The organism is Citrobacter sp. wls708 (assembly GCF_005281255.1).
GTDB lineage: Bacteria > Pseudomonadota > Gammaproteobacteria > Enterobacterales > Enterobacteriaceae > Citrobacter > Citrobacter werkmanii.
Window position 1 is genome coordinate 56,695 of the sequence record NZ_SZXE01000043.1, and the last position, 26,070, is coordinate 82,764.

Sequence of the window (26,070 nt, forward strand, 5' to 3'; positions counted from 1 at the left end):
CGGTAAGAGGGGGTAGGCCGGATAAGGCGTTACGCCGCCATCCGGCACTCAGAGGCTACAAACAGTTTAATCCTGACGCAGTACGTTGTGACCGTAAGCCAGCAGCGCGTCGGTAACGTTGCGCATCATGCGGCTTTCCGGCGCAAAACGGTGCCAGTACAACATCCGACGCTGGAACAGGCCCGGCGTCAAGTCGATGAGCTCACCGCTTTCCAGCTCTTTTTCTATCTGTAAGTGCGGGATCATGCAGCAGGTCGTGCCCTGACGGGCCAACTGGACGAAGGCTTCTGATGAGTTAACGATATGGCACGGCACGCTGCCTGGCGGCAGATCGAAGTTTTGTTGCAGGAACGCCTGATGCATATCATCAAGATGGTCAAACGCGACCGCCGGGGCTTTCAGCAGGGCAGAGCGAGTGACGCCGTTCGGGAAATAGCGCTCGGCGAACGCTTTTGAACCCACAAACAGGTAATCCAGCGCGCCAAGTTTATCCACCAGACAGCTTGGCAGCGCCTGATGTTGAATACTCACCGCACCGACCACTTCACCACGGCGCAGACGTTCCTGCGTTCTCGTTTCATCCTCAACCTGCAGGTTCAGCCGAATCGGTGAATTAGCCAGTACCGGGGCCAGCGCCGGAAGCAACCAGGTTGCCAGACTGTCGGCGTTCACCGCCAGCGAAAGCAGCAGTGGCGTGGAGCCAGTTTGCTCATCACCCAGCCACTCATCTTCCAGCAGTTCAACCTGGCGTAAGAGCGCCAGGAGTTTCTGCCCTTGTTCAGTAGGGCGAGGCGGTACGGTACGCACCAGCAGCGGCTGTCCGAACATATTCTCAAGCTGTTTTATGCGCTGTGAAACGGCGGATTGCGTGATGCACAGCTTTTGCGCCGCGCGCTCAAATCCTCGTTCACGAATAACCGCATCCAGTGCTTGTAGTGTTCTGTAGTCCGGACGTTTCATTGCTTTGGCGCACTCCTGAAATTTTTGCTTGTTCTGCACTATGACACAAATTTGGGTTGGGTAAAGACGAAATCAGCCACCCGGGAGCGGGTGTGGGGACATTTTTCTGCACAATGTTCTATAATGCGCGTGAATTTTCCCACCATATTCACACCACAGGCGAAACGATCATGACGCAGGATGAACTGAAAAAAGCAGTAGGATGGGCGGCACTTCAGTATGTACAGCCCGGTACCATTGTGGGCGTAGGTACAGGTTCAACAGCCGCACACTTTATTGATGCGCTGGGCACAATGAAAGGTCAGATTGAAGGCGCGGTGTCCAGTTCTGACGCCTCGACCGAAAAACTCAAAAGCCTTGGCATCCACGTGTTCGATCTTAACGAAGTGGACAGCCTCGGCGTCTACGTTGACGGTGCAGATGAAATCAACGGCCATATGCAGATGATTAAAGGCGGTGGCGCAGCGTTGACCCGTGAAAAAATCATTGCTTCCGTGGCGAAGAAATTTATCTGCATCGCTGACGCGTCCAAAGAAGTCGATATTCTCGGTAACTTCCCGTTGCCGGTAGAAGTTATCCCAATGGCGCGTAGCGCAGTGGCTCGCCAGTTGGTGAAGCTGGGCGGTCGTCCTGAATACCGTCAGGGCGTGGTAACTGACAATGGTAACGTGATCCTTGACGTGCATGGTCTGGAAATCCTCGACGCTATCGCACTGGAAAACGCCATTAATGCGATTCCGGGCGTGGTAACCGTAGGTTTGTTCGCTAACCGTGGTGCGGATGTCGCGCTGATCGGTACCACAGACGGCGTGAAAACTATCGTAAAATGATCTGATGGGAGCGTCTTCTCCCGTTAAAAAAATTTTGGCAGGGCAAATTTGGTGACTTGTGTCACGTTTACAATATTGCCCTGCCGATCTCTCCAAAGAAAAAGTTATCGCCAGTATTTTCCTCTGACATTTCCCGCTGAATGACATTTCCTCAGCATGACGACGCAAACGTTCATATTGCTGCAATATTATTTTTTGATATGTTGAAGAGGCGGATGAAAATCCCACACACAACACATCAGATTGGACAAAAAAGACAGGGTCGGGGAAATGGCAAAGGTATCACTGGAGAAAGATAAGATTAAATTTCTGCTGGTAGAAGGCGTGCACCAAAAAGCACTCGAGAGCCTTCGTGCAGCAGGTTATACCAACATCGAGTTTCACAAAGGCGCTCTGGACACCGAACAACTGAAAGAGTCCATCCGTGATGCTCACTTCATTGGCCTGCGATCCCGTACCCATCTGACTGAAGATGTAATTGCCGCCGCAGAAAAACTGGTCGCGATTGGTTGCTTCTGCATCGGCACCAACCAGGTTGATCTTAGCGCTGCGGCAAAGCGCGGGATCCCGGTGTTTAACGCGCCATTCTCTAACACACGTTCCGTTGCTGAACTGGTGATTGGCGAACTGCTGCTACTGCTACGCGGTGTACCAGAAGCGAACGCCAAAGCGCACCGCGGCGTGTGGAATAAACTGGCTACTGGCTCTTTTGAAGCGCGCGGCAAAAAACTGGGGATCATCGGCTACGGGCACATTGGTACTCAGTTAGGCATTCTGGCGGAATCGCTGGGGATGCATGTCTATTTCTATGATATTGAAAATAAACTTCCGCTGGGTAACGCCACGCAGGTTCAGCATCTTTCCGATCTGCTCAATATGAGCGACGTGGTGAGCCTGCACGTGCCGGAAAATGCCTCTACCAAAAACCTGATGGGCGCGCGTGAGATTTCGCTGATGAAACCGGGCGCACTGCTGATTAACGCCGCACGCGGTACGGTGGTTGATATTCCTGCGTTGTGCGACGCGTTAGCGACCAAACATCTTGCAGGGGCGGCAATTGACGTGTTCCCAACCGAACCGGCAACGAACAGCGATCCGTTCACTTCGCCGCTGTGTGATTTCGACAACGTGATCCTGACGCCGCATATTGGTGGTTCCACGCTGGAAGCACAGGAAAATATCGGTCTGGAAGTGGCGGGGAAACTGATCAAGTATTCCGACAACGGCTCCACGCTGTCTGCGGTTAACTTCCCGGAAGTTTCGCTGCCGCTGCACGGTGGTCGTCGTCTGATGCACATTCACGAAAACCGTCCTGGCGTTCTGACCGCGCTGAACCAGATTTTTGCCGAGCAGGGCGTCAACATTGCCGCGCAGTATCTGCAGACTTCCGCGCAGGTAGGTTATGTGGTCATCGATATTGAAGCGGATGAAGATGTGGCGGAAAAAGCGCTGCTGGCGATGAAAGCCCTTCCGGGAACCATTCGCGCCCGTCTGCTGTACTAATTTCCTCTAAATGGGCAGGCGATGACCTGCCCATCTTTCCTCTGATTTCCCTGCCTCAAAATTTCTTTCTGTAACGCATACATTCTGTTTTCGAGCCTTGCCGCAATTGGCAACTAAAGGCAGTGCTGCGTGTTGTACAGCACTAAAAGAAATTTACGATAGGGGCTCAGCATCGCGCTGAAACGGGAAAGCCCCTACCGAAGCAGGGGCTCTAAAAAGGAAAGGGACGATGATGAGATACGTCATCATGCTGCTGATCCTGTTAATCATCGCTTGCCCAGCATATTAACAGAGAGTACGCAGGAGGGAGGTTCGCCTCCCTCACCCTTCACCGAGGAATTTAGGTCAAAAAAACGGCGCTGTCAATCGGCAAAAAACGGCTACCACTGCCAAATTTTGGATGGTGTCACCACCGCAGGCAGTGGGATATCCCACTCTTCGACAGGCAGCTTTTCCACTAACTGGCAATCATGCGCGTAGCCCACGGGCTGGATCTTATGCTGCTGCCAGTTTTGCAACGTACGGTCATAAAATCCGCCGCCCATGCCCAGGCGCTGCCCGTCTTCATCAAACGCGACTAACGGCGTAACCAGTACATCCAGCTTTGCCAGTGGTAATACGTCGCGGACATCAAGTCGCGGCTCCTGGATCTTTAAGCGGTTGGTCACCAGCGCACTCTGCGGATGATAGTGCAGGAACAGCAGGTTGCCAGGGCTGAAGGGATGAAGAACCGGAAGGTAGACGCGCTTACCCGCTCGCCACAGCTGTTCGATCAGCGGTTGGGTGTCGAGTTCGCCATCGAAAGAGAGAAACACCGCTACGGTATGGGCAAGAACAACAGGGGGAAAACTGAGCATTCTGGTCGCGGCTTGCTGACCAAATTGTTGTTGCTGATCGCTGGTAAGCGCACGGCGACGCTGACGAATCAGTGTGCGTATTTCTTGTCGGGATAAAGGGAGTTCAGAAAGTAGTGTCATGGCTGTTGCCAGGTAGAAGGGAATCTCCGAGATGCCGCCGCAGGCTGTAACCCTTGAACCCTTGGTTCAAGGTGAATGTGTCGTCACAGTTTTAAGGCTTCTCGGACGGGCCGAGCATGCTCACCAACCGTGGAGCGCCACATTCTTGTGGTATGAAATATCGGCTCAGGGGACTGGCCCGCTTGCAAACATCTCAGAGAAATTTTGTCTTCACGGTCACTCTACCACAGTAAACCGAAAAGTGTTATTCAAAGTTTTGGCCCGTTTTTTCGGTTATGCGACCCTGATCAAGCAACGCTTGTTCGATGGTCTGTTGCAGCATCCGAATACGTTGTTCCATGCTCGCCGCGTACTCACGCGTCTTCGCTTTTTCCTGAGTTAATTCATAGCTGATGTTCAACGCGGCGATGAAAACCAACTGCTCAGTATTTGTGACTCTAGTGCGAACTTTCAGATCTTGCAATCGCTGATTGAGATCGTCCGCAGCCTGATTCAACGCATCCCTTTGTTCAGGCGGGCAATTCACTCGCAGTGAACGGCCAAATATTTGGATATCGACGGGTTGTGCAGACATGCCACCTTCCTGCTGATTGACTGCGCTGCCTTCGTCTCCAGACCTTGGGTCCGCGAAGGGGCGACACTATAGCTACCCTGGTATCAAGATACAAGCCCTTTTCTGGTCCACCAGGGTCCAAAGTGGTAGCATATCATGAATATTCCTCCCTTTGATGACGAATGCTTATGTCTATACAGAACGAAATGCCTGGCTACAGCGAAGTTAGCCAGTTTTTGAACCAACAAGGGGCTGGATTAACCCCGGCCGAAATGCACGGCTTAATCAGCGGGATAATTTGTGGCGGTAACAACGACAGCTCATGGCAGCCGCTGTTGCACGACCTGACGAACGAAGGTCTGGCCTTTGGTCACGAGCTGGCTCAGGCGCTGCTGAAAATGCACTCTGCTACCAGCGATGCCCTTGAGGACGACGGCTTCCTTTTTCAGCTTTTTCTGCCTGAAGGTGATGACGTCAGCGTATTCGATCGCGCCGATGCGCTGGCTGGCTGGGTAAACCACTTCCTGCTGGGCCTCGGCGTCACGCAGCCTAAGCTCGACAAAGTGACCGGCGAAACCGGTGAAGCGATTGACGACCTGCGCAATATCGCCCAGTTGGGCTATGACGAAGACGAAGATCAGGAAGAGCTGGAAATGTCGCTCGAAGAGATCATCGAATACGTGCGTGTAGCCGCCTTGCTGTGCCATGACACGTTTACGCGTCAGCAGCCGACAGCGCCGGAAGTCCGTAAACCGACTCTGCACTAAATACAACAACGCCAAGGAGAGTGTTATGAGTGAGATATCTCAGCAAGAATTCCAGCGTCGTCGTCAGGCTTTGCTGGCACAAATGCAGCCCGGCAGCGCCGCGCTGATTTTTGCCGCGCCGGAAGCGACGCGCAGCGCGGACAGTGAATACCCGTACCGCCAGAACAGTGATTTCTGGTATTTCACCGGCTTTAACGAGCCTGAAGCCGTGCTGGTGCTGATTAAAAGTGATGATACTCATAACCACAGCGTTTTGTTCAACCGGGTTCGCGATCTGACGGCGGAGATCTGGTTTGGCCGCCGTCTGGGCCAGGATGCCGCGCCGGCAAAACTCGGCGTTGACCGGGCGCTGGCCTTCAGTGAAATCAACCAACAACTGCACTTGCTGCTCAATGGCCTGGACGCGGTGTATCACGCACAGGGCGAGTACGCTTGGGCTGACGAAATTGTCTGCACGGCGCTGGATAAACTACGCAAAGGTTCCAGACAAAATCTGCACGCGCCTGGCGCGATCATCGACTGGCGTCCGATGGTGCATGAAATGCGCCTGTTCAAATCACCAGAAGAGATTGCGATCATGCGCCGTGCTGGAGAGATCACCGCCCTGGCGCATACCCGCGCGATGGAAAAATGCCGTCCGGGGATGTTTGAATACCAACTGGAAGGGGAGATTCACCACGAATTTACCCGCCACGGCGCGCGTTATCCGTCCTATAACACCATTGTCGGAAGCGGTGAAAACGGCTGTATCCTGCATTACACCGAAAATGAAAGTGAAATGCGCGATGGCGACCTGGTGCTGATTGACGCTGGCTGTGAATACAAAGGCTATGCGGGCGACATTACGCGTACTTTTCCGGTTAATGGCAAATTTACCCCCGCGCAGCGCGAAATCTACGATATCGTGCTGGAATCCTTAGAGACCAGCCTATGTCTGTATCGCCCCGGAACTTCCATTCAGGACGTCACCGGTGAAGTTGTGCGCATCATGATTACCGGTCTGGTGAAGCTTGGCATATTGCACGGCGACGTCGACCAGTTAATTACCGAGAATGCGCACCGGCCATACTTTATGCATGGCCTTAGCCACTGGCTGGGGCTGGATGTGCACGATGTTGGCGTTTATGGTCAGGATCGTTCGCGTATCCTTGAGCCAGGAATGGTGCTGACCGTCGAGCCAGGGTTATATATCGCGCCGGATGCCGATGTACCGGCTGCTTATCGGGGCATTGGCATTCGTATAGAAGATGACATCCTTATCACCGAAGACGGTAATGAAAATCTGACCGCCAGCGTGGTGAAGAAAGCGGATGATATTGAAGCCTTAATGGCTGCGGCGCGACTGCAATGAGCGTAATTATCGTTGGTGGTGGCATGGTCGGCGCGACGCTGGCGCTGGCCATTTCCCAGCTCAGTCATGGGACGCTGCCAGTTCATCTGATAGAAGCGAGCGAACCTGAAACTGACCGTCATCCTGGGTTTGACGCCCGGGCGATTGCGCTGGCGGCAGGAACCTGTCAGCAGCTGGCGCGAATTGGCGTGTGGCAGGCGATTGCCGATTGCGCAACGGCAATTAAAACGGTCCACGTCAGCGATCGCGGCCATGCCGGATTTGTTACGCTGGATGCGCAGGAATATCGTCTCCCGGCGCTGGGTCAGGTGGTGGAACTCCACGATGTTGGGCTGCGTCTGTTTGCGCTACTGCGTAAAGCGCCGGGCGTCACGCTGCATTGTCCCGATCGCGTAGCCAGCGTGTCGCGTACGCAGGGTCATGTTGAGGTCACACTGGAAAATGGCGAGTCCATTACCGGTCGCGTGGTGGTCGCCGCTGACGGTACACGTTCCGCGCTGGCTACCGCCTGCGGTGTGGACTGGCTGCAGCAGCCTTATGAACAACTGGCGGTAATCGCCAATGTTTCGACCTCCGTTCCCCACGATGGGCGCGCGTTTGAACGTTTTACGCAGCATGGCCCGCTGGCAATGCTCCCGATGTCTGATGGTCGCTGCTCGCTGGTGTGGTGCCATCCGCTGGATCAGCGCGATGAGATCATGGCCTGGTCCGACGAACGGTTTTGCCGTGAATTGCAAACCGCGTTTGGCTGGCGGCTGGGACGTATTACCCAGACCGGTAAACGCAGCGCTTATCCGCTGTCATTAACCACTGCGCTGAAGGCGATTACCCATCGTACCGTGCTGGTGGGGAACGCCGCTCAGACGCTACATCCCATTGCCGGACAAGGTTTCAACCTTGGTCTGCGCGACGTAATGAGCCTTGCTGAGACGTTAACTCAGGCGCAAAACTGCGCGGAAGATATTGGTGATTACGCAGTGCTGGCACGCTATCAGCAACGTCGTGAGCGCGATCGCGAAACGACAATTGGCGTAACCAACAATCTGGTGTATCTGTTTGCCAACCGCTGGGCCCCGCTGGTTGTTGGGCGAAATGCCGGGCTGATGGCGATGGAGTTATTCACACCCGCGCGCGATGCGCTGGCGGAGCGGACCCTGGGTTGGGTTGCGCGATAAATATGGCCTGTAAGCCGGATGGCGGCGTAAATGCCTTATCCGGCCTACGGTTTTGATTGTTCCGGTTTCCAGGAGTAAACAGTGCAAAGTGTTGATGTAGCAATTGTCGGTGGCGGCATGGTGGGACTGGCGGTTGCCTGCGGCTTGCAGGGCAGCGGGTTACGCGTTGCGGTGTTAGAACAACATGTTCCGCAGTCGTTGGCGGTGGATGCACCTCCTCAGCTTCGCGTGTCGGCAATCAATGCCGCCAGTGAAAAACTGCTTACTCGTTTGGGCGTCTGGTCAGATATCGCTGCCCGTCGCGCGTGCTGCTATCACGGTATGGAAGTCTGGGACAAAGACAGCTTCGGGCGTATTGAATTTGACGACCAGAGCATGGGCTACAGCCATTTGGGCCACATCGTCGAAAACGCAGAGATCCATTACGCGCTATGGCAAAAGGCGCAGCGTTCGCCGGATATTACGCTGCTGGCGCCCGCTGAAATACAGCAGGTAGCCAGGGGGGAGAACGAGGCATTTCTGACTCTGAAAGAGGGCACAATGCTGACGGCTCGCCTGGTGATCGGCGCGGATGGCGCTAACTCCTGGCTGCGTAATAAAGCAGACATTCCGCTCACCTTCTGGGATTACCGTCATCATGCGCTGGTGGCGACGATCCGTACGCAGGAAGCTCACGGCGCGGTTGCGCGCCAGGCGTTTCACGGCGAGGGTATCCTGGCATTCCTGCCGCTCAGTGACCCGCATCTGTGCTCTATCGTCTGGTCACTTTCTCCGCAGGAAGCCGAACGCATGCAGCAGGCAAGCGTTGATGAGTTTAATCAGGCGCTGAATATCGCTTTTGATAACCGTCTGGGCCTGTGCAACGTTGAAAGCGAACGGAAGACGTTTCCGCTAACGGGACGCTATGCTCGTCAGTTCGCCGCCCATCGTCTGGCGCTGGTGGGGGATGCGGCGCATACCATCCATCCGTTGGCGGGCCAGGGGGTTAACCTCGGCTTTATGGATGCGGCAGAGCTTATCGATGAGCTTAAGCGGCTACAACGTCAGGGCAAAGATATTGGCCAGTATCTCTATTTGCGTCGTTATGAGCGCAGCCGTAAGCACAGCGCAGCAATGATGCTGGCCGGTATGCAGGGCTTCCGTGAACTGTTTGCCGGCGAGAATCCGGCGAAAAAACTGCTGCGTGATATTGGTCTGAAACTGGCCGATACCCTTCCGGGTGTAAAACCGCAGCTCATCCGTCAGGCGATGGGGCTGAACGATCTTCCCGAGTGGCTACGCTAGCGTCCGTAAGGACAATCTTAAGAGTTTGAGACCCGTCACATTTTCCTCTCCCGGCCCTCGCGCCGGGATGCTTCTCTCATTTGAAATAATCTAATTCCACACCTTTTTTCGCATTAGTTTTTTTAATATCACGTTTTTTTCATAACGCCATTTTTGACATTTTTTCCATATTTAATGTGGCTTGATGCTGATTTTTTCTTCTCTTTCCTGTTTGTTGTTCTGATTTTTTGGCGTACTTGTGGGTTTATATTCTGTCGTCGATCTGGCCATTTTTTGCCATAAGCTAATGTGATGGCTAATTTTGCCTTATGGTTTAGCGTCTGTTTCGGTGGTAAGTTCAGGACAAAGAGAACGTTTGCGTCGTAGCCCCTGGAGCGGCTGCGGTGCTGGGTTTCGTGGCGAAAATTTCACCGCGAAAGAGTTGGTAGCCCCGCTTATTCAACGAGGAAAAGATGGCTCAACAGACTCCTTTGTACGAACAACACACGCTATGTGGCGCGCGCATGGTAGATTTCCATGGCTGGATGATGCCACTGCATTACGGTTCTCAGCTCGATGAACACCATGCTGTTCGCACCGATGCCGGTATGTTTGATGTGTCGCATATGACCATCGTCGACCTGCGCGGCAGCCGCACCCGGGAGTTCTTGCGTTATCTGCTGGCAAACGACGTTGCGAAGCTAACGAAGACGGGTAAAGCCCTCTACTCCGGTATGCTTAACGCATCGGGCGGTGTGATAGATGACCTGATTGTCTATTACTTCACTGAAGATTTCTTCCGCCTCGTTGTAAACTCCGCCACCCGCGAAAAAGACCTCTCCTGGATTACCCAACACGCTGAACCCTACGCCATCGACATCACCGTTCGTGACGACCTGTCTCTGATTGCGGTGCAGGGGCCAAACGCGCAGGAAAAAGCAGCCACGTTGTTTACTGACGAACAGCGCCATGCGGTAGAAGGTATGAAGCCGTTCTTCGGCGTTCAGGCGGGTGATTTGTTTATCGCAACCACCGGTTATACCGGCGAAGCAGGCTATGAAATCGCCATGCCGAATGAAAAAGCGGCTGATTTCTGGCGTGCGCTGGTACAAGCAGGCGTCAAACCTTGCGGTCTGGGCGCGCGTGACACGCTGCGTCTGGAAGCGGGTATGAACCTGTATGGTCAGGAGATGGACGAAGGGATTTCTCCGCTGGAAGCCAACATGGGTTGGACCATTGCGTGGGAACCTGCCGACCGCGACTTTATTGGTCGTGAAGCACTGGAAATGCAGCGCGACAAAGGCCATGAACAGCTAGTCGGACTGGTGATGACCGAGAAGGGCGTGCTGCGTAATGAACTGCCAGTCCGTTTCACTGACACTTCCGGTAACCAACATGAAGGCATTATCACCAGCGGAACATTCTCCCCAACCCTGGGCTACAGCATCGCGCTGGCGCGTGTCCCTGCGGGTATCGGTGAGACAGCGATCGTGCAGATCCGTAACCGCGAAATGCCTGTAAAAGTCACTAAACCTGTTTTTGTGCGTAACGGCAAAGCCGTCGCGTGATTCATCCTTTTTGGAGATTGATTGATGAGCAACGTACCTGCAGAACTGAAATACAGCAAAGAACACGAATGGCTGCGCAAAGAAGCTGACGGCTCTTACACCGTTGGTATCACCGAACATGCTCAGGAGCTGTTGGGTGACATGGTTTTCGTAGACCTGCCAGAAGTTGGTGCCACCGTCAGCGCGGGCGATGACTGCGCCGTTGCGGAATCCGTAAAAGCGGCTTCTGATATTTATGCGCCGGTAAGCGGTGAGATTGTCGCGGTTAACGACGCGCTCAGCGACTCCCCGGAACTGGTTAACAGCGAACCATATGCCGGCGGCTGGATCTTCAAAATCAAAGCCAGCGATGAAAGCGAAATCGAATCGCTGCTGGATGCCACTGCGTACGAAGCATTGTTAGAAGACGAATAATGTTGTGCCGGATGGCGCTAATGCTTATCCGGCCTACTCACTGCAACGCGAATTATTTTGCGTATTCGTTTTCGCACGCGTAGGCCCGGTAAGCGTCAGCGCCACCGGGCAATTGAGTTAGAGACAATCACGATTCACTGCACGTTTCAGGAACCATCGCCCATGACACAGACGTTAAGCCAGCTTGAAAACAGCGGCGCTTTCATTGAACGCCACATCGGACCGGACGCCGCGCAGCAGCAAGAGATGCTGAATGCGGTTGGCGCCGAGTCGTTAAACGCGCTGATCGGCCAGATTGTGCCGAAAGACATTCAGCTCGCAACCCCGCCGCAGGTAGGCGAGGCGGCGACAGAATACGCTGCGCTGGCCGAATTAAAAGCCATCGCCGGGCGTAACAAGCGCTTCACGTCCTACATCGGCATGGGCTACACCGCCGTGCAGTTGCCGCCGGTTATCCTGCGTAACATGCTGGAAAATCCGGGTTGGTACACCGCGTATACGCCGTATCAGCCGGAAGTCTCTCAGGGCCGTCTGGAAGCGCTGCTGAACTTCCAGCAGGTCACGCTGGACCTGACCGGGCTGGACATGGCCTCCGCCTCTCTGCTGGATGAAGCCACCGCGGCGGCCGAAGCCATGGCGATGGCCCAACGCGTCAGCAAACTGAAAAACGCCAACCGTTTCTTTGTGGCGGCTGATGTTCATCCACAAACGCTGGATGTGGTTCGCACTCGTGCAGAAACCTTTGGTTTTGACGTCATTGTGGATGACGCTGAGAAAGCACTGGATCACCAGGATGTGTTCGGCGTGCTGTTGCAGCAGGTTGGTACCACTGGTGAAGTGCACGACTACAGCAAACTGATTGCTGAGCTGAAATCCCGTAAAGTTGTGGTCAGCGTCGCTGCCGATTTTATGGCGCTGGTTCTGCTGACCGCACCGGGCAAACAGGGCGCGGATATCGTTTTCGGCTCTGCGCAACGCTTCGGCGTACCGATGGGTTACGGTGGTCCGCACGCGGCATTCTTTGCCGCCAAAGACGAATTCAAACGCTCCATGCCAGGCCGTATTATCGGCGTATCAAAAGATGCGGCGGGCAATACCGCACTGCGCATGGCGATGCAGACTCGCGAGCAGCATATCCGTCGTGAGAAAGCGAACTCCAACATTTGTACCTCACAGGTACTGCTGGCTAACATCGCCAGCCTGTATGCCGTTTATCATGGTCCGGTCGGTCTGAAGCGCATCGCTAATCGTATCCACCGCCTGACCGATATTCTGGCGGCTGGTCTGCAACAGAAAGGCTTAAAGCTGCGTCATGCGCACTACTTCGACACGCTGTGTGTTGAAGTGGCCGATAAAGCTACGGTACTGGCGCGTGCGGAAGCGGCAGAGATCAACCTGCGCAGCGATATTCATAACGCGGTAGGTATTACGCTCGACGAAACCACCACCCGTGAAAACGTGGTGCAGTTGTTCAATGTTCTGCTGGGCGACAGCCACGGCCTGAGCATCGACACGCTGGATAAAGACGTGGCGCTCGACAGTCGTTCCATTCAGAGCAGCATGCTGCGTGACGACGCGATCCTCAGCCATCCGGTGTTTAACCGCTACCACAGCGAAACCGAGATGATGCGCTACATGCACTCGCTGGAGCGTAAAGATCTGGCGCTGAATCAGGCGATGATCCCGCTGGGTTCCTGCACCATGAAGCTGAACGCCGCCGCCGAGATGATTCCTATCACCTGGCCGGAATTCGCTGAACTGCATCCGTTCTGCCCGCCTGAGCAGGCGGAAGGGTATCACCAGATGATCGGTCAGCTTTCCGAGTGGCTGGTAAAACTGACCGGCTATGACGCAGTCTGCATGCAGCCGAACTCCGGCGCACAAGGCGAATACGCTGGCCTGCTGGCGATTCGTCATTATCACGAAAGCCGTAACGAAGGCCATCGCGATATCTGCCTGATCCCGGCGTCCGCCCACGGTACTAACCCGGCTTCCGCACAAATGGCGGGGATGCAGGTGGTGGTAGTCGCCTGTGATAAGAACGGCAACATCGACCTCGACGATCTGCGGGCAAAAGCAGAACAACATGCTGCGAACCTTTCTTGCATCATGGTGACCTATCCGTCCACCCACGGCGTATATGAAGAAACGATCCGCGAAGTGTGTGAAGTTGTGCACCAGTTCGGCGGCCAGGTGTACCTCGACGGCGCGAACATGAACGCCCAGGTTGGAATCACCACGCCGGGCTTTATCGGCGCGGACGTTTCGCACCTCAACCTGCATAAAACCTTCTGCATTCCGCACGGCGGCGGCGGCCCGGGCATGGGACCGATCGGCGTTAAATCGCATCTGGCACCGTTTGTGCCGGGCCACAGCGTGGTACAGATTGAAGGGATGCTTACCCGTCAGGGCGCGGTGTCTGCCGCACCGTTCGGTAGCGCATCCATTCTGCCAATCAGCTGGATGTACATCCGTATGATGGGCGCAGAAGGTCTGAAGCAGGCAAGCCAGGTCGCTATTCTTAACGCTAACTACATTGCCAGCCGTCTGAAAGATGCCTATCCGGTGCTGTATACCGGTCGCGATGGCCGTGTAGCGCATGAATGTATTCTCGACATTCGCCCACTGAAAGAAGAGACCGGCATCAGCGAACTGGATATTGCCAAACGTCTGATCGACTATGGTTTCCATGCGCCAACCATGTCGTTCCCGGTAGCGGGTACGCTGATGGTGGAACCGACCGAATCTGAAAGCAAAGTGGAACTGGATCGCTTTATTAACGCGATGCTGGCAATCCGCGCTGAGATCGAGCGCGTGAAAGCCGGTGAGTGGTCGCTGGAAGATAACCCGTTGGTAAACTCGCCGCACACCCAGAATGAGCTGGTGAGCGAGTGGAACCACGGTTATAGCCGCGAAATCGCAGTCTTCCCGGCAGGCGTGGCGAACAAATACTGGCCTACCGTGAAGCGTCTTGATGACGTTTACGGCGACCGTAACCTGTTCTGCTCCTGCGTGCCGATGAGCGAATATCAGTAACTTTTCCGCGTAGTTGAATAATTTCCAGGCCGGGTAAGGCGAAGCCGCCTCCCGGCTTTTTCATATCTGGAGGTCTCTATGGGAATCGCACTTGTTACTGGCGGCAGTCGCGGTATTGGGCGAGCAACCGCGCTGCAACTGGCACTGGAGGGTTACACGGTCGCCGTTAATTTTCATCACAATATTCGTGCGGCAACCGAGGTGGTGAACCACATCGTCGCGGCAGGTGGTAAGGCATTTGCGCTGCGTGCGGATATCAGTGATGAAAGTCAGGTGCTGGCGATGTTTGAATCGATCGACCGTGAAGGGGAACCGCTGACTGCGCTGGTGAATAATGCCGGGATTTTATTTGAACAGACCACGGTGGAAAACTTAACTGCAGAGCGAATTAACCGCGTACTGGCGACCAATGTTACCGGCTATTTTCTGTGCTGTCGGGAAGCGGTAAAGCGCATGTCGTTTAAGCGCGGCGGTCAGGGTGGGGCGATTGTGAATGTCTCTTCGGCGGCATCACGGCTCGGCGCGCCATTCGAATATGTTGATTATGCCGCTTCAAAAGGTGCGGTGGACACGCTCACCACCGGCCTGGCACTGGAGGTGGCGGCGCAGGGGATCCGCGTAAACTGCGTACGTCCAGGCCTGATCTACACTGAAATGCATGCGTCGGGTGGAGAGCCGGGAAGGGTTGATCGCGTGAAATCCATGTTGCCTATGCAGCGTGGTGGGCAGCCGGAAGAAGTCGCGCAGGCGATTTGCTGGCTACTGAGCGAGAAGGCATCTTACGTCACGGGCAGTTTTCTGGAGCTGGCCGGCGGGAAGTAGGGATTTAATGGCCGGATAGCGCTGCGCTTATCCAGCCTACGGGATCATACCTGTAGGCTGGATAAGGCGTTTACGCCGCCATCCGGCGAAAAATCACAGATTCTCGCCGTTGCTGGCGATCACCGCTTTATACCACTCAAAACTCTTCTTGCGTGAACGCGACATATCACCAGTGCCGTCATCGTGCTTATTCACGTAGATGAAGCCGTAGCGCTTGCTGTACTGACCGGTGGTGAACGAAACGCAGTCAATGCAGCCCCACGGCGTGTAGCCCATCAGATCTACGCCATCATAGGTGACCGCCTTCATCATCTCTTCGATGTGGGCGCGTAGATAATCGATGCGGTAGTCATCATTGATGCTGCCATCTGTTTCCACTTTATCGTAGGCGCCAAACCCGTTTTCAACGATAAACAGCGGCTTCTGATAGCGCTCGTACAGCTCACATAAAGCATAGCGAAGGCCAATCGGGTCAATCTGCCAGCCCCAGTCGGAGGCTTTGACGTGCGGGTTCGGCACGCTACCCTCAAAACCGGAAATGGCATCACCGCTACCGCCTTCCGCTTTCACCGCGTTGGTCATGTAGTAGCTAAATCCGAGATAGTCGCAGGTGCCTTCACGCAGGATTTGCTCGTCGCCGTCTTCCATCCTGATGTTAAATTCGCGACGTTCCCACTCGTTCAACACATAGCTTGGGTAGTAGCCGCGCAGCTGGACGTCGGTAAAGACGTAGCGTTCACGCATTGACTCCTGGGCGAACATGACATCTTCGGGCTTACAGGAGAATGGATAGAGCGGCACCATAGCCAGCATGCAGCCCACTTTCATTTCCGGGTTGATGCGGCGTGCGGCTTTCACTGCGAGCGCGCTGGCCACGAACTGGTGATGCAGCACCTGGTACATGGTCTCTTCCGGGTTTTCATGCTCGGTATACACCACACCGGAGCAGCAATAGCCAAACAACGGTGCGCGCCAGTTACGTTGGTTATTGATCTCGTTGAAGGTCATCCAGTATTTGACTTTGTGTTTGTAACGCTCAAAGACGACTTCAGCAAATCGAACAAAGAAATCAACAACTTTGCGATTGGTCCAACTCCCATACTGTTGAACCAAATGTAGCGGCATTTCGAAGTGGGAAAGGGTGATGACCGGTTCGATGTTGTATTTCAGTAATTCATCGAACATGTCGTCATAGAACTTCAGACCTTCTTCGTTCGGCTGGGTTTCGTCCCCATTGGGGAAGATACGGGTCCATGCGATGGAGGTACGGAAACATTTGAAGCCCATTTCGGCAAACAGCTTAATGTCTTCTTTGTAATGACCGTAAAAATCGACGGCTTCGTGGTTGGGGTAGTATTTACCGGGCACGACTTCCTGAGTGATTTCTCGTGGAACGCCGTGTGCCCCACCGGTCAGTACGTCGCAAATGCTGGGGCCTTTGCCACCTTTGTTCCAGCCACCTTCGACCTGGTGCGCCGCAACCGCGCCGCCCCATAAAAAATCTTTTGCTAAGGTAAGTTTTTTCATCTGCGCTCAGTCTCAAATTAATACAATCTGATTTTGAGTCTAACAAAGGAAACCTAAATGTCACGATATAACAAAATAGCATTAATGTGATTTGTTACATCAAAAAAACAGATTGTTTTTTTACGCTATTCTTTTCGCCAGTTTGCGGCCAAGCGATTCCAGAATATAAATAACGGGGATTTGCGTGGTTATATCGTATACCCCGGCAATGCGTGTTTGTGGAACGTGCCAGGAGAGATTAAAGTCGGCGAGTTTCGCCAGACGTGACTGTTCATGGCTGGTTACAGACAGCACTTTACAGTTGTGCAGGCTGAACTGGCTGGCAAAACGCAGGATCTCCTCTGTTTCGCCGGAGACGGAAAGCACGATTGCCAGCGCGTTTCTGGCCATATCATTGGTTACCGGAAAATAAGGGTCGTCAATATGATTACTGAATTTTCCGACGTTGGAGAAAAAACGCGCGCCGTATTTCGCAAGCGCTCCTGACGTTCCTGCGCCAACAAATATAATACGTTCGGAAGATAATATAATATCAACAGCCTGATCGAGCAGTTTATCGAATTCGTCGTTATTGACGCTTTTAAAAAAGCTGATAATTTCGCTGGCGCCGAAATTAGCCTGTTGCGGTTCATTCTGCTCTAAATATAATTTGAAGCGTACGCGAAATTCTGAGTAACCTTCACACTTAAGCTTGCGGCAAAAGCGCAGTACGGTGGTAGTGGAAACGCCCACGGCATCGGCCAGTTCGCGAATGGTCATGTACATGACTTTGTCACGATTTTTGATGACATAGTTGTAGACCAGCATCTCAAGATTGTTGAGACTGGCGATGGCAGCGTGGGAGAACATACTCACAATAGCAAAACTCACTCATCAGACTTCATCTACAGGGAATAATAACATGCAGCCAAATGACATCACTTTTTTTCAGCGTTTCCAGGATGACATACTGGCCGGACGCAAAACCATCACCATTCGTGACGAGTCCGAATCACACTTCAAAACCGGTGACATTCTACGGGTTGGGCGCTTTGAAGATGAGGGATACTTCTGCACGATTGAAGTTGTTGGCACCTCAACCGTCACGCTGGATACGCTGACTGAAAAACATGCTCAGCAGGAAAACATGTCGCTTGAAGAACTGAAACGTGTGATTGCCGAAATTTACCCGGATCAAACGCAATTTTATGTGATTGATTTTAAATGTGTTTGATTTAATGTGTACGCTTGTTAGCTGAAAGATTAAAATTAATTATATGATTTTTATGAACTATTTATTTTAAGATAAATATTACAGCTAACAGGTGTTCACTGGAACCATTCTCAGTTACGCTAGAGGGGCAATAACGAAAGTGTTCGTTTCTCGGGAGTAAGCTATGGTTCAGAAACCATTAATCGTGCAGGGATATTCGCTGGCAGAGGAAATAGCCAACAGCATCAGTCACGGTATCGGGCTGGTGTTTGGGATTGTCGGGCTGGTGTTGTTACTGGTTCAGGCAGTGGATACCAACGCCAGCGCTATGGCGATTACCAGTTATAGCCTGTACGGCGGCAGCATGATCCTGCTGTTTCTCGCCTCAACTTTGTATCACGCGATCCCCCATCAGCGAGCGAAAGTCTGGCTGAAAAAATTCGACCACTGCGCGATTTATCTGCTGATTGCCGGGACCTATACGCCATTTCTGCTGGTGGGGCTTGATTCGCCGCTGGCACGTGGACTGATGATTGTTATCTGGAGCCTGGCGCTGCTCGGTATTTTATTCAAACTGACCATTGCGCACCGCTTTAAGGTTCTGTCGCTGGTGACTTACCTGACAATGGGCTGGCTATCGCTGATTGTGGTGTATCAATTGGCGGTTAAACTGGCGGCGGGAGGCGTGACGTTGCTGGCCGTTGGTGGTGTGGTGTATTCGCTGGGCGTTATTTTCTATGTCTGTAAGCGCATTCCATATAACCACGCGATCTGGCACGGCTTTGTACTGGGCGGCAGCGTTTGCCACTTCCTGGCGATTTATTTGTATGTTGGACAGGCGTAACCCTTGATTTCGGATGGCGGCTAACGCCTTATCCGGCCTACAAAATGTGCCTGTAGGCCGGATAAGCGTAGCGCCATCCGGCGTTAAGATTTTACTCTTCCAGCGAGTACGGCAGCGGCACAATATGCAGCGTTTTTGCGTCATCGCGAACGCGGAACACGCTGTCGGCTTCCATGTCGTTATTCATCACGACCTGCACCAGTATCTGGCCATCAGCGAGCTGTACTGCGGCGAGTACGATACCAGTACGACGCCAGTTCTCACCCATTTTCAGTTCCAGATCTTCGCCTGCTTCCGGCACCCGGCTGGCCGTACCTGCCAGAGTCCACATGGCGCGTTTGTTGGCGCCGCGGAATTTGGCGCGCGCCACCATTTCCTGGCCGGTATAGCAGCCTTTTTTGAAGCTGATCCCGCCCAGAGCCTGCATATTGGTCGCCTGGGGAATAAACTGTCCGCTGTTGGCAGTATCAATGACCGGAACACCCGCTTCGATATCCAGCGCCAGCCACTGTTGACTGTTATTTAACTCCGCTTCGCCGCGCAGTTTCTCAACCAGGCTTTCCGCCGTTGCAACATCAACAATCAGCAGGAAACGCTCGGCAGGGTGTTCGAACCACAGTATTGTGGAAGTATCTTCGGTAATAACCTGTTTTTCGCTGTTCGGTAATTCGCTAAAGAGATTGGCCAGCGCCGCTCGTGCCTGGAATCCCGCTACGCCCAACAGAACACGCTCGTCGTCCGGCGCAATCACTACCTTTGAGAAGACCGCATATTTTTTCAGTTCTGTAAGCTGTGCATCGCGCAAGCTGCGGCGTTCAAGCCATGCAAAACCGTCACTGTTACGGAACAGGCGCAGATTGCTCCACATTTTACCTTTGGCATCACAATGGGCTGCCAGCACGTGCTGATGCTCGGTCATCTGGCTGACATCAGCCGTGACCTGACCCTGAATATACTTCTCACTGTCGACACCGGTAATGGTGGCGAGCGCCCAGTCATCGAGCGTCATTAGCGTCAGAGGTAAACGCGTTGACGCAAAAGGCTGGCGAGGAGGAAAAGATGTAAAAGCCATAATAATGTCCTGATTTGCTTAACGCAGTGATAATGACTAATGGTAAAAGAGCTATGGCCCATTGCAAGCGGTTTAAACAGGCTATTTGTGCCATATAGTTAGCTTTGCGAGGAGACATCCAAAAATGATGAATCCTTTGACTTAATGCGGTTTTATTTAGCGAATGTGCTTCCATTAGCTGATAATCCCGCAAAAGCGCGTGAAAAACACGTTACAATAGCCGGATACTTCGTTTTCGCGAGACAGGAAGAAGAACATGGATATTAACAATAAAGCACGTATTCATTGGGCATGCCGCCGCGGTATGCGCGAGCTGGACATCTCTATCATGCCGTTTTTCGAACATGAATATGACAGCTTAAGTGACGAAGAAAAACGTATCTTTATCCGTCTGCTAGAATGTGACGATCCAGATTTATTTAACTGGTTGATGAATCATGGGAAACCAGCTGATGCTCAGTTGGAGCAGATGGTGCGACTTATCCAGACACGGAATCGGGAACGTGGTCCAGTGGCAATCTGATTTACGCGTTTCGTGGCGCGCGCAGTGGCTTTCGTTGCTCGTTCATGGGCTGGTCGCGGTATTTATTTTATTGATGCCCTGGCCTTTGAGCTACACCCCATTATGGATGGTTCTGCTCTCTCTGGTGGTGTTCGATAGCGTACGCAGCCAACGTAGAATTAATGCCTGTCAGGGCGAGATTAGGCTGTTGATGGACGGCCGTCTGCGCTGGCAAGGGCAGGAGTGGACTATCGTTAGCGCGCCCTGGATGGTCAAAACAGGCATGATGCTGCGTTTGCGTTCAGATACCGGGAAACGTCAGCATTTGTGGCTGGCGGCAGACAGTATGGATGAGGCTGAGTGGCGAGATTTACGGCGGTTAATGCTGCAACAGGCCAAGCAGGGGTAATGCCAACAAATATCTGATGGCGTGCCGCTTTAGGGCCTTAGGTTTGATGCGTGAGGTAAACCGGATAAGGCGTTCACGGCGTCATCCGGCAACACGCTTATCAGGACCAGTGTTCGGCCATTTCCCCAAGAATTTGCTCGCACCAGTTCTGGATGCGTTCATCGCTGAGATCGTACTGGTTCGTTTCATCCAGTGCCAAACCAACAAACAGCTGTCCATCAGCAATGACGGGTTTATCGCTGGTAAATTCATAGCCTTCGGTTGGCCAGTAACCGACAAACTTGACGCCTTTGGTGACCAGTTTATCGTGCAGCATCCCCAGCGCATCCAGGAACCATTCGCCATATCCTAGCTGATCGCCCATCCCGTAAAGCGCGACAATTTTGCCTTCCAGGTTGAGGTCGTCCAGTTGCTCCCAGACCGCTTCCCAATCCTCCTGAATTTCACCAAAATCCCAGGTCGGGATGCCCAAAATGAGCACATCATACTGCTCCATTAAGGTCGGGGAATCATCTTTGAGGTTGTGCAGTGTCACCAGTTCGGGACCCAGGATATCGCGGATTTTTTCTGCTGCCATTTCGGTGTAGCAGGTACTGGAACCGTAAAAAAGACCCATGTTCATGACGTAAACATCTCAATTCTGCTGTAGCGTTGCGGGTAGTGTAACAGAATCGCCGCAATCCCGGCACAATGAGGCATAATGCATCAAAAATGAGAGTGGAATAAGGGGCGCGAGTGGAACAGGATCTGGCGCGCATCGAGCAGTTTCTTGATGCCCTCTGGCTGGAACGAAATCTGGCGGAAAACACGTTAAGTGCGTATCGTCGCGATCTGACCATGCTTGTCGAATGGTTACATCACCGTGGCGTCTCGCTGGCGACGGCGCAGAGCGATGATCTGCAGGCATTACTGGCCGAGCGGATGGATGGGGGATATAAAGCCACCAGTTCCGCTCGCTTGCTCAGTGCTACGCGGCGCTTTTTTCAGCATCTGTACCGCGAAAAATTTCGCGAAGACGATCCCAGCGCCTCGCTTGCATCACCGAAGCTTCCGCAGCGCCTGCCCAAAGATCTCAGTGAGGCACAGGTGGAGCGACTGTTGCAGGCGCCGCTGATTGAGCAACCGCTGGAGCTACGCGACAAAGCCATGCTGGAAGTATTGTATGCAACGGGCCTGCGCGTATCTGAGCTGGTGGGATTGACGATGAGTGACGTCAGCCTGCGTCAGGGTGTGGTTCGGGTGATCGGTAAAGGCAACAAAGAACGCCTGGTGCCGTTGGGTGAAGAGGCGGTTTACTGGCTGGAAACGTATCTGGAACATGGGCGTCCATGGTTGCTCAATGGCGTATCGATTGATGTGCTGTTTCCCAGCCAGCGGGCGCAACAGATGACCCGTCAGACCTTCTGGCATCGTATTAAACACTATGCTGTGTTGGCGGGAATCGACAGCGAGAAGCTGTCACCGCACGTCCTGCGGCATGCTTTTGCCACGCATTTGCTCAATCATGGCGCTGACCTGCGCGTGGTGCAGATGCTACTGGGGCATAGCGACCTCTCGACAACACAAATTTATACTCATGTCGCAACGGAGCGCTTGCGTCAATTACATCAACAGCATCACCCGCGAGCGTGAGTGCTGACAGGAAAGGATAGGTTATGAAAAAACGTTTTATGATGTTCACCCTGCTGGCAACGGCGTTTTCCGGCATGGTACATGCAGACGATGCGGCGATTCGCCAGTCATTGGCAAAGCTGGGGGTACAGAGCACCGAGATTCAGTCTGCTCCGGTGGCGGGCATGAAAACCGTACTGACCAATAGCGGCGTGCTGTACGTGACTGAAGACGGTAAACATATTATTCAGGGACCGATGTATGACGTGAGCGGCGCAAGCCCGGTGAATGTTACTAACCAGTTGCTGATGAAGCATTTGAACGCGCTGGAAAAAGAGATGATCGTCTACAAAGCGCCGCAGGAAAAACACGTCATTACCGTTTTCACCGACATCACCTGTGGTTACTGCCACAAGCTGCATGAAGAGATGAAAGACTATAATGCGTTGGGGATCACCGTTCGTTATCTGGCCTTCCCGCGTCAGGGTCTGGAAAGCCAGGCCGAGCAGGACATGAAGTCGATCTGGTGCGCGAAGGATAAAAACAAAGCCTTTGATGACGCGATGGCAGGCAAGGACGTGAAACCAGCAACCTGTGATGTGGATATCGCGAACCACTACGCGCTGGGCGTGCAGTTTGGCGTTAGCGGCACGCCGGCGATTGTGCTGAGCAACGGCTATGTCGTGCCTGGCTATCAGGGCCCGAAAGAGATGAAAGAATTCCTCGACGCACATGCAAAACAAACCAGCGGTAAATAATTCGCGTGAAACAAAAGATACAACTTCGTCGGCGTGAAGCCGACGAGAAAACCGAGCTACCTGATGACCTGCCGCCATTGCTGCGTCGTTTATACGCCAGCCGCGGCGTGCGCAGCGCCCAGGAACTTGAACGTAGCGTAAAAGGAATGCTGCCGTGGCAGCATTTGAACGGCGTCGAAAAAGCCGTTGAGATCCTCTATAACGCCTTTCGCGCGGGAACCCGCATTATTGTGGTCGGCGATTTTGACGCCGATGGCGCGACCAGTACGGCGCTCAGCATTCTGGCGATGCGTGCGTTGGGTTGCGGTAACGTTGACTACCTGGTGCCTAATCGTTTTGAAGACGGCTATGGCTTAAGCCCGGAAGTGGTGGAGCAGGCGCATGCGCGTGGCGCTCAGCTGATTGTCACCGTAGACAATGGCATCTCGTCTCACGCCGGTGTGGAACATGCCAGAGCGCTGGGAATCCCGGTGGTGGTGACCGATCACCACCTGCCAGGGGATACGCTGCCTAATGCAGAGGCAATCATCAACCCCAATCTGCACGACTGTGAATTCCCGTCTAAATCATTGGCAGGGGTTGGCGTGGCCTTCTATCTGATGCTGGCGCTGCGCACCTTCCTGCGTGACAAAGGCTGGTTTGATGAACGAGGCATTGCGCCGCCGAACCTGGCGGACTTGCTCGATCTGGTCGCGCTCGGCACGGTGGCCGACGTGGTCCCGCTGGATGCTAATAACCGCATTCTGACGTGGCAAGGATTAAGCCGTATTCGTGCCGGAAAGTGCCGTCCCGGCATTAAGGCGCTGCTGGAGATTTCCAACCGCGACCCACTTAAGCTGGCTGCCAGCGATTTAGGTTTTGCGCTGGGGCCACGGCTGAATGCCGCTGGCCGTCTGGATGATATGTCCGTCGGCGTGGCGCTGTTGCTGTGCGACAACATTGGCGAAGCACGCATGCTGGCCAATGAACTGGACGCGCTCAATCAGACACGCAAAGAAATTGAGCAGGGCATGCAGGCGGAAGCGCTGACCCTGTGTGAAAAACTGGAGCGCAGTAGCGAGACGCTACCGGGCGGCCTTGCGATGTACCATCCTGAGTGGCATCAGGGAGTAGTCGGCATTCTGGCATCGCGCATTAAAGAGCGTTTTCATCGTCCGGTGATTGCGTTTGCTCCTGCCGGCGACGGTACGCTCAAAGGCTCCGGGCGTTCGATTCAGGGGCTGCACATGCGTGATGCGCTGGAGCGCCTGGACACCCTTCATCCTGGCATGATCCTCAAGTTTGGCGGTCACGCCATGGCGGCGGGCTTGTCGCTGGAAGAGGCGCAGTTTGAGCGTTTCCAGCAGCGTTTCGGCGAACTGGTAACCGAGTGGCTGGATCCCGCCTTGCTGCAGGGCGAAGTGGTGTCAGATGGCCCGCTAAGCGCCGCGGAGATGACCATGGAGGTCGCGCAAATGCTGCGTGATGCTGGGCCGTGGGGGCAAATGTTCCCGGAACCGCTGTTTGATGGACATTTCCGTCTGCTTCAGCAGCGTTTGGTGGGTGAGCGTCATCTGAAGGTGATGGTGGAGCCGGTTGGCGGCGGACCTCTGCTGGACGGAATTGCGTTCAACGTTGATACCAGTTGCTGGCCGGACAACGGCGTGCGCGATGTTCAGTTGGCCTACAAACTGGATATTAATGAGTTTCGCGGCAACCGTAGTTTGCAGCTAATAATCGATAATATCTGGCCACTTTAGCGTCACTAATCGCTATAAAAAAGGGCGTGGATTAGTTACAATCCCGCTCTTATAACCGCATTTTGACTAGTCCAATAAAAGAAATCAGACAATGTTTGAAATTAATCCGGTAAATAACCGCATTCAGGACCTCACGGAGCGCTCTGACGTTCTTAGGGGGTATCTTTGACTATGATGCCAAGAAAGAGCGTCTGGAAGAAGTAAACGCCGAGCTGGAACAGCCGGACGTATGGAACGAACCCGAACGCGCGCAGGCGCTGGGTAAAGAGCGTTCCTCCCTTGAGGCCATCGTAGATACACTCGACCAAATGAGCCAGGGCCTGGAAGATGTCTCCGGCCTGTTGGAGTTGGCTGTAGAAGCCGACGACGAAGAAACCTTTAACGAAGCCGTAGCAGAACTCGATACCCTGGAAGATAAGCTGGCGCAGCTGGAATTCCGTCGTATGTTCTCCGGCGAATATGACAGCGCAGATTGCTATCTCGATATTCAGGCTGGCTCCGGCGGTACGGAAGCGCAGGACTGGGCGAGCATGCTGATGCGTATGTATCTGCGTTGGGCCGAAGCTCGCGGCTTTAAGACTGAAATTATTGAAGAATCTGAAGGCGAAGTGGCGGGTATTAAATCCGTGACCATCAGAATTGCTGGCGAATATGCGTACGGTTGGCTGCGGACTGAAACCGGCGTACACCGTCTGGTACGTAAGAGCCCGTTCGACTCCGGCGGTCGCCGCCATACGTCGTTCAGCTCGGCGTTTGTCTATCCGGAAGTTGACGATGATATCGATATCGACATCAACCCGGCGGATCTGCGCATTGACGTTTATCGCGCCTCTGGCGCGGGCGGTCAGCACGTTAACCGTACAGAATCGGCGGTGCGTATCACCCACATTCCGACCGGGATTGTGACGCAGTGTCAGAACGACCGTTCCCAGCACAAGAACAAAGACCAGGCCATGAAGCAGATGAAAGCGAAGCTTTATGAACTGGAAATGCAGAAGAAGAATGCCGAGAAACAGGCGATGGAAGACAATAAGTCAGATATCGGCTGGGGTAGCCAGATTCGTTCTTATGTCCTTGATGACTCCCGCATTAAAGATCTGCGTACCGGGGTTGAAACCCGTAACACGCAGGCGGTGCTGGATGGCAGCCTGGATCAATTTATCGAAGCAAGTTTGAAAGCAGGGTTATGAGGAACCA

The 26,070-nt window shown here is 53.7% G+C and carries 25 protein-coding genes and 1 other RNA gene; 18 read left to right on the top strand and 8 right to left on the bottom strand.

Annotated features, from left to right (window positions below; genetic code table 11):
* Positions 1-66: 66 nt before the first annotated feature.
* Positions 67-960, bottom strand: coding sequence for a DNA-binding transcriptional regulator ArgP (gene argP, locus FDW97_RS21545; RefSeq protein ID WP_032940465.1), 894 nt, complete (start codon positions 958-960; stop codon positions 67-69).
* A gap of 170 nt (positions 961-1,130) precedes the next feature.
* Between argP and rpiA the strand changes: the two genes are divergently transcribed.
* Together rpiA and serA are read left to right on the top strand one after the other, a co-directional pair.
* The gene (gene rpiA, locus FDW97_RS21550; RefSeq protein WP_170973713.1) at positions 1,131-1,790 is read left to right on the top strand and encodes a ribose-5-phosphate isomerase RpiA; all 660 of its coding nucleotides are present in this window, start codon (positions 1,131-1,133) and stop codon (positions 1,788-1,790) included.
* A 270-nt stretch (positions 1,791-2,060) separates the two neighbouring features.
* Positions 2,061-3,293, top strand: a complete 1,233-nt coding sequence (gene serA / locus FDW97_RS21555) for a phosphoglycerate dehydrogenase (RefSeq protein ID WP_006686878.1) — start codon at positions 2,061-2,063, stop codon at positions 3,291-3,293.
* A gap of 380 nt (positions 3,294-3,673) precedes the next feature.
* Here serA and FDW97_RS21560 read toward each other — a convergent pair whose 3' ends face one another.
* From FDW97_RS21560 to zapA, 3 genes are all read right to left on the bottom strand, one after another.
* Complete coding sequence (locus tag FDW97_RS21560) at positions 3,674-4,270, bottom strand: 5-formyltetrahydrofolate cyclo-ligase (RefSeq protein ID WP_038633522.1); 597 nt, start codon at positions 4,268-4,270, stop codon at positions 3,674-3,676.
* Between the two features lie 19 nt (positions 4,271-4,289).
* A non-coding RNA gene (gene ssrS / locus FDW97_RS21565) (6S RNA) lies at positions 4,290-4,473 on the bottom strand.
* 41 nt (positions 4,474-4,514) lie between these two features.
* On the bottom strand, positions 4,515-4,844 hold the full coding sequence (zapA, locus tag FDW97_RS21570) for a cell division protein ZapA (RefSeq protein WP_003026980.1): 330 nt from the start codon (positions 4,842-4,844) through the stop codon (positions 4,515-4,517).
* Positions 4,845-5,011: 167 nt separating this feature from the next.
* Between zapA and FDW97_RS21575 the strand changes: the two genes are divergently transcribed.
* The 8 genes from FDW97_RS21575 to FDW97_RS21610 all read left to right on the top strand — a co-directional run bounded on the left by FDW97_RS21575 (position 5,012) and on the right by FDW97_RS21610 (position 15,219).
* Positions 5,012-5,590 (top strand): YecA family protein, encoded by a 579-nt coding sequence (locus FDW97_RS21575; protein WP_087856780.1) that lies wholly within the window; start codon positions 5,012-5,014, stop codon positions 5,588-5,590.
* 25 nt (positions 5,591-5,615) lie between these two features.
* On the top strand, positions 5,616-6,941 hold the full coding sequence (gene pepP, locus FDW97_RS21580; RefSeq protein ID WP_137351600.1) for a Xaa-Pro aminopeptidase: 1,326 nt from the start codon (positions 5,616-5,618) through the stop codon (positions 6,939-6,941).
* Positions 6,938-8,116, top strand: coding sequence for a 2-octaprenyl-6-methoxyphenyl hydroxylase (gene ubiH, locus FDW97_RS21585; RefSeq protein WP_137351601.1), 1,179 nt, complete (start codon positions 6,938-6,940; stop codon positions 8,114-8,116). The genes pepP and ubiH overlap by 4 nt, the downstream gene beginning before the upstream one ends.
* A gap of 81 nt (positions 8,117-8,197) precedes the next feature.
* Positions 8,198-9,400 carry an FAD-dependent 2-octaprenylphenol hydroxylase gene (gene ubiI, locus FDW97_RS21590; protein WP_137351602.1) on the top strand — a complete coding sequence of 401 codons (1,203 nt, stop codon included), beginning with the start codon at positions 8,198-8,200 and terminating at the stop codon, positions 9,398-9,400.
* Positions 9,401-9,852: 452 nt separating this feature from the next.
* Positions 9,853-10,947, top strand: coding sequence for a glycine cleavage system aminomethyltransferase GcvT (gcvT, locus tag FDW97_RS21595; RefSeq protein WP_110496904.1), 1,095 nt, complete (start codon positions 9,853-9,855; stop codon positions 10,945-10,947).
* 24 nt (positions 10,948-10,971) lie between these two features.
* Positions 10,972-11,361 carry a glycine cleavage system protein GcvH gene (gcvH, locus tag FDW97_RS21600; protein WP_006686886.1) on the top strand — a complete coding sequence of 130 codons (390 nt, stop codon included), beginning with the start codon at positions 10,972-10,974 and terminating at the stop codon, positions 11,359-11,361.
* 162 nt (positions 11,362-11,523) lie between these two features.
* Complete coding sequence (gcvP, locus tag FDW97_RS21605; RefSeq protein WP_137351603.1) at positions 11,524-14,397, top strand: aminomethyl-transferring glycine dehydrogenase; 2,874 nt, start codon at positions 11,524-11,526, stop codon at positions 14,395-14,397.
* 78 nt (positions 14,398-14,475) lie between these two features.
* Positions 14,476-15,219 carry an SDR family oxidoreductase gene (locus tag FDW97_RS21610; protein ID WP_069324817.1) on the top strand — a complete coding sequence of 248 codons (744 nt, stop codon included), beginning with the start codon at positions 14,476-14,478 and terminating at the stop codon, positions 15,217-15,219.
* Between the two features lie 93 nt (positions 15,220-15,312).
* Here FDW97_RS21610 and bglA read toward each other — a convergent pair whose 3' ends face one another.
* Together bglA and FDW97_RS21620 are read right to left on the bottom strand one after the other, a co-directional pair.
* Entirely contained in the window at positions 15,313-16,746 is a 1,434-nt protein-coding gene (bglA, locus tag FDW97_RS21615) for a 6-phospho-beta-glucosidase BglA (RefSeq protein WP_137351604.1), read from the bottom strand.
* A gap of 120 nt (positions 16,747-16,866) precedes the next feature.
* On the bottom strand, positions 16,867-17,595 hold the full coding sequence (locus tag FDW97_RS21620) for a MurR/RpiR family transcriptional regulator (protein WP_137351689.1): 729 nt from the start codon (positions 17,593-17,595) through the stop codon (positions 16,867-16,869).
* A 52-nt stretch (positions 17,596-17,647) separates the two neighbouring features.
* Here FDW97_RS21620 and yqfB point away from each other — a divergent pair, with 52 nt between their 5' ends.
* Positions 17,648-17,959: a N(4)-acetylcytidine aminohydrolase gene (gene yqfB, locus FDW97_RS21625; RefSeq protein WP_085048763.1), complete on the top strand. Its 312-nt coding sequence runs from the start codon at positions 17,648-17,650 to the stop codon at positions 17,957-17,959.
* A gap of 163 nt (positions 17,960-18,122) precedes the next feature.
* On the top strand, positions 18,123-18,782 hold the full coding sequence (locus FDW97_RS21630; RefSeq protein ID WP_137351605.1) for a hemolysin III family protein: 660 nt from the start codon (positions 18,123-18,125) through the stop codon (positions 18,780-18,782).
* A gap of 91 nt (positions 18,783-18,873) precedes the next feature.
* Here the strand turns inward: FDW97_RS21630 and ygfZ are convergent, their stop codons facing one another.
* Positions 18,874-19,854 (bottom strand): tRNA-modifying protein YgfZ, encoded by a 981-nt coding sequence (gene ygfZ / locus FDW97_RS21635; RefSeq protein WP_137351606.1) that lies wholly within the window; start codon positions 19,852-19,854, stop codon positions 18,874-18,876.
* A 256-nt stretch (positions 19,855-20,110) separates the two neighbouring features.
* Between ygfZ and sdhE the strand changes: the two genes are divergently transcribed.
* Both sdhE and FDW97_RS21645 read left to right on the top strand, forming a co-directional pair.
* Positions 20,111-20,377, top strand: coding sequence for an FAD assembly factor SdhE (gene sdhE / locus FDW97_RS21640; protein WP_016154349.1), 267 nt, complete (start codon positions 20,111-20,113; stop codon positions 20,375-20,377).
* Positions 20,358-20,765: a protein YgfX gene (locus tag FDW97_RS21645; protein WP_038633481.1), complete on the top strand. Its 408-nt coding sequence runs from the start codon at positions 20,358-20,360 to the stop codon at positions 20,763-20,765. Before sdhE ends, FDW97_RS21645 begins: the two co-directional genes overlap by 20 nt.
* Before the next feature lie 100 nt (positions 20,766-20,865).
* Here FDW97_RS21645 and fldB read toward each other — a convergent pair whose 3' ends face one another.
* Positions 20,866-21,387 (bottom strand): flavodoxin FldB, encoded by a 522-nt coding sequence (fldB, locus tag FDW97_RS21650; protein ID WP_038633478.1) that lies wholly within the window; start codon positions 21,385-21,387, stop codon positions 20,866-20,868.
* A 113-nt stretch (positions 21,388-21,500) separates the two neighbouring features.
* On the opposite strand from fldB, the gene xerD reads away from it, so the two are divergent.
* From xerD to prfB, 4 genes are all read left to right on the top strand, one after another.
* Positions 21,501-22,397, top strand: coding sequence for a site-specific tyrosine recombinase XerD (gene xerD, locus FDW97_RS21655; protein ID WP_038633475.1), 897 nt, complete (start codon positions 21,501-21,503; stop codon positions 22,395-22,397).
* A gap of 23 nt (positions 22,398-22,420) precedes the next feature.
* On the top strand, positions 22,421-23,134 hold the full coding sequence (gene dsbC / locus FDW97_RS21660; RefSeq protein ID WP_061382414.1) for a bifunctional protein-disulfide isomerase/oxidoreductase DsbC: 714 nt from the start codon (positions 22,421-22,423) through the stop codon (positions 23,132-23,134).
* 5 nt (positions 23,135-23,139) lie between these two features.
* Entirely contained in the window at positions 23,140-24,873 is a 1,734-nt protein-coding gene (recJ, locus tag FDW97_RS21665) for a single-stranded-DNA-specific exonuclease RecJ (RefSeq protein ID WP_137351607.1), read from the top strand.
* Positions 24,874-24,964: 91 nt separating this feature from the next.
* Positions 24,965-26,063, top strand: a protein-coding gene (prfB, locus tag FDW97_RS21670; protein ID WP_100194817.1) for a peptide chain release factor 2 whose coding sequence is annotated in 2 segments (ribosomal slippage) — positions 24,965-25,039 and positions 25,041-26,063 — 1,098 coding nt in all. Because the reading frame shifts where the segments join, the coding sequence is not laid out codon by codon here.
* Positions 26,064-26,070: the final 7 nt, after the last annotated feature.